Origin of the sequence: Pusillimonas sp. T2, from assembly GCF_002236805.1 — a bacterium.
Lineage (GTDB): Bacteria > Pseudomonadota > Gammaproteobacteria > Burkholderiales > Burkholderiaceae_B > Neopusillimonas.
Genome location: NZ_NIQA01000034.1, coordinates 1 through 1,128, shown reverse-complemented (window position 1 = coordinate 1,128; position 1,128 = coordinate 1). Strand labels below are relative to the sequence as shown.

The 1,128-nt window shown below is 58.8% G+C and carries 1 protein-coding gene; it reads right to left on the bottom strand.

The annotated features are described in order from the left end of the window. Window positions 1–1,128: IS1634 family transposase (locus tag PuT2_RS15625; RefSeq protein ID WP_093971915.1), on the bottom strand; the 1,128-nt coding region annotated here is incomplete at both ends.

Below are 1,128 nucleotides of genomic sequence, written 5' to 3'. Positions count from 1 at the left end.
CGTCAAGTCTGGCGTATTGGTCACCAGCAGCAATTTGCCATCCATAGCCCGAGCCAGCGCCAAGGCGTTCTGGTCGATGTCATAGGTGAACAACTCGCTTTTCAGATCGACCCGGATGATGCGCCGCAGACGCTGTTCGGCAACCTCGTGATAAAACCGCGCCCGCACACCGCCATCGGACAACTTTCGGCCACGACTTCGCGCCCCTTCGTCCTGGGCGTCCAGCTTGCCAACCCATTGAGCGGCCTGGGCTTCCAGTTGTGCGATGGTGGCGTCACGTTCGGCCGTTTGATCGGCGGCCCGGTGGCGATCATGTGCGACGACCAGGCGAAGATCGTTCCACTCAAGCTCACCGATCACCTCGGACTCATCGGTGCTTTGCGTCTTCTCGTTAAAAGGCGCCAGCAGTTCGGCAAACTCGTTGTAGCGACGGCCGGGAACAGCCAGAATGAACTCCAGCGGTTTGCCCGAAGGCAAGACAAGTTTTTGCAGATCTTCCAGATTATCGAGCGAGAGCAGGCCCCGGTCTGCCACGGCAATAACGCGCTTGATCGGGAAGCGCTCGAGCACCTTGAGCAAGGATGCCTTCAAGGTGCTGACTTCGGCGGTATTACCCGGGAAGACCTCGTGATACAGCGGAATGCCTTCAGCGGTCTGGATCAGCCCGAGCATGAATTGACGCCCGATTCCGCCTTCCTTGGATTTGCCAAACCGGCGCAGATCGTCTTCGCTCTCGGTCAACCCTTGGGCACGAATGGTCGTCATGTCGTAAAAGACCACCGAGAGCTCGTCATTGACCAAGGGGCGTACCGCGTCGGCCAGCACCTGATCAATGACGTCTTTATGCTCGACCAAAGCATCCATGGCGCGCAGCAGGTGCTGATGGCTGACCGCGTCAAGCGTCATGTCCGGAAGGCTGACCGTTTGTGCCCAGCGCAGCGTCCCCAGCTTGGAGTCGGCATCGCATAACCGATTCATGACCATCAAGCGCAATAAGGCTTCGAGATCGATGCGATGACGACTTCGTTGACCCAGGACCTGGCGCAGGCGATCAAGACCAAGCTGTTTCCAGATGACGGTGAGCGCCCAAACGTCCCCCAGGCTGCGAGCCGCTTCAAACTGGACAGT